The organism is Vibrio sp. OPT46 (genome assembly GCF_015163535.1).
GTDB lineage: Bacteria > Pseudomonadota > Gammaproteobacteria > Enterobacterales > Vibrionaceae > Vibrio > Vibrio alginolyticus.
On record NZ_JADDYG010000010.1, the window covers coordinates 45753 to 51974 of the forward strand.

Below are 6222 nucleotides of genomic sequence, written 5' to 3' on the forward strand. Positions count from 1 at the left end.
TTGTTCTATCAAAGCGGCGACTTCTTTCGCAATCGCAGGTGTATCGTTAATCAAAGCTTCAAAATTTAACGCTTCGGTTTCTTTTTTTGCACGCCATGCTTGTTTAGCGGTTTCTGTTACAAATTCCGGTAACGTCATGTTTGACCAACGCGGATACCCGACTTTTTGTAGCGGTAAAAATGCTTGTTTTTGCCAGTCTAAAACCGGTGTTGAGGGTTGGCTGTTTTCGCTGGAAGATGCCAATTCAAGGAAGTAGTTGATGATGTCTAAGCTTTCCGCCATGGCTTCACCATCGTCTTTGATCAAAAGAGGAACTTGTTTTGCGCCGATGAGGTTTGTGGTGGTGCTCTCGTCGTCATAAGCAATGTTGATGACGTCGAGCTGAATATTCAGCATGCCTGCAACAAAACGGACGCGGGCGCTAAAGGGGCAATGTTCATAAATGTACAGTTTCATTTTTGTTTCCTATCTCTTGGCTGGGCAGGGCGTGTTGTTGTGCGTTGAACAGCGTTACGGCGTTTAACTTTGCCCTGTCACATAACGTTCTGGGTCTAAACAATGTCGATAGGGTCAGTATATGGATTCGATTTAATTTGATAATTGGGTAATATCTGAATTGATTATTCAGTTTTTTCAAATAATAAGGGCGCGAAGATGGATAAGTTTTCGGATATGACGTTGTTTGTCAGCATCGTTAAACATCAAGGTCTGGCAGCGGCGGGAAGGGAGTTAGGTTTGTCTCCGGCGACGGTAACGGCAAGGCTGCAAGCGATAGAAGAACGCTATGGCGTAAAGCTGCTCAACCGAAGCACACGCCACGTATCACTCACGGACGCAGGGGCAATGTACCATCAAGCTTGTCTGAACATCATTGATAGCGTGAAAGAGACGGAAAACTTACTGCAAACGGGTATTTCGGAAGTGCGCGGAACGTTGAAAATTTCAGCTCCACGAGATATTGGCAAACAAATTATTTCGCCGATGGTGTCGGCTTTTTCTGAGCAATATCCGGATGTGACGCCTTATCTTTATCTTAATGACAATTTATCGAACTTGGCTGAATCGGGGCTCGATTTAGTGATTCGTTACGGTGAGTTAGCGGACAGCAATCTCATTTCGCGCAAGCTGGCGTCGAGTCAACGTGTGCTGTGTGTGTCACCTGATTATTTGTCGAAGCAAGGTGTCCCAAACTGCCCACAAGATCTCGCGGATCATCGCTGCTTAGCGATGGTGCGCAGCAATGAAGAATTAAAAACGTGGCACTTTAAAGATGAAGAGTCTCACCAAACGATCACGGTCACGCCAAAGCGATTTTCTGATGATGGTGAAGTAATTCGACAATGGGCGTTGGACGGTGCGGGGATTGCGTTGAAATCGATTTTAGATATTCAGCAAGACCTCAAACAACAACGTTTAGTAACGGTTTTGGATGGGTATATGAAAAACTTCAGCGCCTTCTCGCAAGGCGCTGAAGCGGATCTGCATGTCATTTATCAAAGCCGTCAATATCAACCGAAAAGAGTTCGCCTGTTTTTGGACTTTCTAGTTGAGCAATTTAGCGCGCTGAGTGATGCCCGCAATCAGATCTAGATGCGATTCCGAGGTTTCTCGGCGGTGGCGATAAATCCCGACGGTGCCAGGGTTTGGTTCGTTTTCCATGGTTAAGCATCGTAAGCCAAAGGATTCCAAATACGATTGCAGATGGCGGGTATAAGACATCACCGCGACGCTTTCTTTCAGTACATCAATACTGGCGAGCAGAGAATCCACTTCGTAAGTCGGTCTGTCATCCAGTTGCTGCCTTTCGCGTTCATTTTGTTTCGGGATTGGGTTATCGATGACGTGAGCGAATTTCTTAGCGTCATAAGTGACCGAAAGAGCGGGGTATTCGTGCAGCATATCTTCGGTGACGGTTTTCCCTAGAAGTGGGTGGTTTGGGGAAACAAAATAGGCATCAACCGTTTGAAATAGCGGAATAAACGTAACATCACATTTAGACGACAAGCCGACAATCTCGTGGCCGATGAAGAATTCAATCTGTTCGTTGATTAATGAATCCATCAAGCCTAAGTGGTTGCCAAATTCGACGTGCGTAGATGCCGATGGCTGCTTGGTCAGATGGTCATTGAGTGCTTGTTTGACGAACAGCGGCCACCACGCATCGCCAGTACCCATTTTAATTTTTCCGACTTGGTACTGTTTCCGCTCATCAATGCTTTGCATCATTTGGTTGTATTCATGCTGCATCGCGTTGCTATGGCGATAGAGGATGCGCCCGTATTCGGTCAACACCATGCCATTAGGGTGACGTTCAAACAGCGTTACGCCGAGATTCTCTTCCAGCTTCTTTAAATTGCTTGTTACCGTTGGCTGGCTTAACCCTGCCATTCTTGCCGCAGCGCTGATGCTTTGGCAGCGTGCAACCAGTAAAAATTGCTGCAGAGATTTGTCCATTTTCTTTCCCCTCTAAGAACGAGGGGTATTTTGCACAATTTCATTTATAAATCACAAATCTGTAATCTCATTTGATTGAAATTATGCGCATTTCATAGATCTACATCACTGTTGGGGTCTGACGTATAGATGTTATCTATAGCTCGCTCCTGACTTCCTATTTTCCCCTCAAAAAGGTGTTCTTTAGACTGTCGCCAAAATAACAATCTAAGGGATGAACATGAAACCGAGTTTTATTGCGCTTGCTGTCGCGTCTTGTATTGGTCTTGCTGGATGTGGGTCAGATTCCTCTGATGCGCCAGTGTCAGTCGACAAACCAATTATTTCAGCCGACTTATATTTACGTGGTTTAAATGGGGATTGGGGCACGGCAGAGCATGCCAAGCTAAACTATTTGGGTAATAACGAGTACGAAACCGTACTGCGCGTCGCTCGAGGTAGCAATCAGTTCAAGATTGCTGATCCGGGTTGGCAGATCCAATACACCTACTTTGAGGAGCCCGCGGCGTTCGATAAAGCTCAGGAGTACCTGCCAAAACCAGACACGAATGAAGCGTGTATGAACGATGATTGCAACTCTGAGATCACGTTTGAAGACAAAGGGTATTACAAGTTTTCTGTGAGCTTTGCCGATGAAAGTCGCGCGACAATGACTGTGACGAAAGCAACGCAAGAAGAAGCGGAAAAATACTACTCTGATGCGATTCTCGACCCTGCAATGGTGCATGAAGGGCATCAGAGCAAAGAAGTGAAACTGTTCGCCAATTACGATGACTCGAGTGATACCGTGATTTTCTCGGTGAAAGATCCTAAAGCTGAACTGCGTGAATTTGGTATTTCAACGACGACAGAATTGCGTGATGCGCTCGACCAAGGCTTAGTGATTAATGAGCAAACAGGGCCGCGAGTGGTGTCGGGTGATGTCGCGTTTGACGCGTTGTTTGCATTGACGATGAAAGAGCTAGGCCAGCTTGCTGTTTCTGAAATCAAAGACGGCAATTACAACTACAACAACCCAATCAAAGCGGAAGTTTTTGAAACGGGCGCGAAGTGGCATTACGTATGGACGCGTGATTTGGCGTACGCAGCAGACCTTTCGCTTGCATTGATGAATCCAACTCGCGTGCAAAATGGTTTGAATTTCAAATTGTCCGCTTTTCGCGACACGACCGATCAGCAATATGATGGCGAGCAGATTGTGCAAGATACGGGCACTGGCGGCAGCTGGCCAATCAGTACCGACCGCACGACTTGGGCGCTTGGTGCAGAACGCTTACTTTCGGCATTGAATGGGGAAGAGTACAACCAGTTTGCCGAGCGCGCATATAACGCTATCAGTAATACACTTGAAGCCGATCGCCTGGCGGCTTTTGATGCGAAATCCGGTTTATACACTGGTGAGCAATCATTCCTCGATTGGCGTGAGCAAACTTACTCAACGTGGACGCCAAACGATGTCAATGCGATTGGTAGCAGCAAAGCGTTATCGACAAACGTGGTTCACTACCGCGCGACTCAGCTCGCGGCTAAGTTGGCAGAGAAGTACGATTCAACCAACGCGGTCAAATACACCGAGTGGGCTGAGCAGTTAAAAACCGCTATCAACGAGCAGTTTTGGAATGCCGAACGCGGTATGTACGTAAGCTATTTGTTTGACAATGGCAAAGACATCGCGGTCGACAAATACGACATGTTGGGCGAAGCACTTGCGATCATCAGTGGCGTGGCAAGTGATGCGCAGGCGAAACAAATCATGGCCAATTATCCACACAGTGAGTTTGGCGTGCCGGTTTACTTCCCTCAACAACCGGATGTGCCTGTGTACCATAACCGCGCAATTTGGCCATTTGTTACCGCGTACAGCTTGCGCGCCGCGCATCAAACACAGAACGTGGCTGCGGCGAACAATGCGATTCAATCGTTGGTTCGTGGCACGGCAACTAATTTATCCAACATGGAAAACTTAGAGTGGCTTTCTGGTAAGTCATTCATCATCCATAGTGATCATGGTGAAGATCCAAGCATGGATGGCCCAGTGATTAACTCTCAGCGTCAGCTTTGGTCTGTGGGTGGCTACTTGAACATGGTGGTAGAGACCCTATTCGGCGTTCATACCGAAACGGGTAAGTTGGAAGTGCAGCCATTTATCACAAGTTGGGTGCGCAATAACTTGTTGGCTCAGTCTGAACAAATCACTTTGGAAAACTTTGCCTTCAAAGGAAAGAACTACTCGGTAACGATTGACTTGCCTGAAGTAAGCAAAGATGACACAGGTTACTACCCAGTTGAAAATGTCACGATGGACGATGAGGGGCATTTCCACGTGACATTGGGCGCGCTTGTGAATGTAGATAGCAGCATTACTTTAGTTTCTGGTGTGAAACCGTACGCAAGTGAAGATAGTCGCGTTTATTCTCCGCAAGAGCCAACATTGGTGGTAAAAAGCGTTGATAATTCGGTTTCGATTGACGTGACAAGTAAGTACAACGTGAACTTGTATCGCAATGGCGAGCTGATTCAAAAGAACGTGATTGCTCAATCTTATTCCGATACGCCAATAGGTTTTGCTTGTTATTTGGCTGAAAGCATTAACGATAAAGGCTTCCGTTCTAACCCAAGCCAACCTGTTTGTGTCGGTGAAGAGATCCGCATCAAACTCGATGGCGAATATCAGCCACTCAAAGACAATGTCTCAGTGGTTACGGTGAGTAAAGACAGTGGCATCGTAAAAGGTACAGAGTCGTTTACAGCGCCTGTAACGAGCACTTACCAGTTCGATGCTTGGTACAACAATAACCTAGGGCAACTTAATACTGGCATCACGAACACCGTGAAATTGTTAGAGGTATTGGATGATGCAGGTAAGGTGGTTGGCCAAGGTTACTTGCAGATGGGCCATATTGGTGAAAACCAAGGTATGCGTTACTCAACGCCAATTGAAGTAGCGTTGGAGCAGGGAAAAACCTATCAGATCGCGCTGAAGGACCACTTCAATATGAGTTACCTCAAATCGAATGAAACCTACATTTACGCTGGTGGTATTGAGGGTGAAAAGAACGAAGCGCAAATCGCAGATATTCGAATCACACCTTTAATGTAGACTGTTTTAACAAAGCTGTATTCTAAAAAAACTGTGTTTTAAGAAAAAAAGCCGCTGAGATTATCAGCGGCTTTGTTGTATTTGCTATCGGTGGCCGTTTACAGGTTAGTTTGCAGCTTGCGGACGAGGCTTACGGCGCTGACCTGACGGTTTGTTTCCTGCAGGCTTAGCATTGTTTGGCTTGCGGTCATCTGGTTTACTGTTTGCACGACTTTGGCCTTCACGGTTGCCTTTAGGCTTGCCTGCACCGCCTTGGTTGGTGCTGTTTTTGTTGCCGTTGCTACCACCGTTGAAGCGACGTTTGGGTTTGTTTGCACCATTGCCTGCTTTCTTTTCGGCTGCTGGGGCATTTTCACTTGCAGCATTTGGCGCTTTTGGTTTTTTCGGCTTCTTAGGTTTTTTCGGTTTGATTGGGCGCGTATCCAGTTTAGATTCTGGCACCACATTGGTTGGCGCAAAACCTTCCAACTTTTTACGTGGTAGTACTTCTTGAATCAAACGTTCAATCGCAAACAATTCAGATGCTTCTAGCGCACACACGAGTGAAATCGCTTTACCTACTTCGCCCGCGCGGCCAGTACGACCAATACGGTGAACGTAGTCTTCTGCCACTTTCGGTAGCTCAAAGTTCACCACTTGCGGTAATTGCGGAATATCGATACCGCGCG

The 6222-nt window shown here is 46.6% G+C and carries 5 protein-coding genes; 2 read left to right on the forward strand and 3 right to left on the reverse strand.

Features of this window, described 5'->3' with window-relative positions; translation table 11 throughout:
- Positions 1-456 (reverse strand): glutaredoxin 2 (gene grxB, locus IQR33_RS01680; RefSeq protein WP_228013710.1); only part of this gene is annotated, 456 nt, incomplete at its 3' end.
- A 198-nt stretch (positions 457-654) separates the two neighbouring features.
- Here grxB and IQR33_RS01685 point away from each other — a divergent pair.
- Entirely contained in the window at positions 655-1590 is a 936-nt protein-coding gene (locus IQR33_RS01685) for a LysR family transcriptional regulator (RefSeq protein ID WP_054574558.1), read from the forward strand.
- Here the strand turns inward: IQR33_RS01685 and IQR33_RS01690 are convergent.
- Entirely contained in the window at positions 1543-2454 is a 912-nt protein-coding gene (locus tag IQR33_RS01690) for a LysR family transcriptional regulator (RefSeq protein ID WP_053349304.1), read from the reverse strand. The genes IQR33_RS01685 and IQR33_RS01690 overlap by 48 nt on opposite strands.
- Positions 2455-2674: 220 nt before the next feature.
- On the opposite strand from IQR33_RS01690, the gene IQR33_RS01695 reads away from it, so the two are divergent.
- Positions 2675-5554, forward strand: coding sequence for an MGH1-like glycoside hydrolase domain-containing protein (locus IQR33_RS01695; protein WP_193837914.1), 2880 nt, complete (start codon positions 2675-2677; stop codon positions 5552-5554).
- A gap of 105 nt (positions 5555-5659) precedes the next feature.
- Here IQR33_RS01695 and IQR33_RS01700 read toward each other — a convergent pair.
- A partial coding sequence (locus IQR33_RS01700; RefSeq protein WP_265575771.1) for a helicase-related protein occupies positions 5660-6222 on the reverse strand: 563 nt, incomplete at its 5' end.

Bases quoted from the DNA above. Each gene is read 5' to 3' on its own strand.
- IQR33_RS01685 (WP_054574558.1), top strand. From the start codon at position 655: ATGGATAAGTTTTCGGATATGACGTTGTTTGTCAGCATCGTTAAACAT.
- IQR33_RS01690 (WP_053349304.1), bottom strand. From the start codon at position 2,454: ATGGACAAATCTCTGCAGCAATTTTTACTGGTTGCACGCTGCCAAAGC.
- IQR33_RS01695 (WP_193837914.1), top strand. From the start codon at position 2,675: ATGAAACCGAGTTTTATTGCGCTTGCTGTCGCGTCTTGTATTGGTCTT.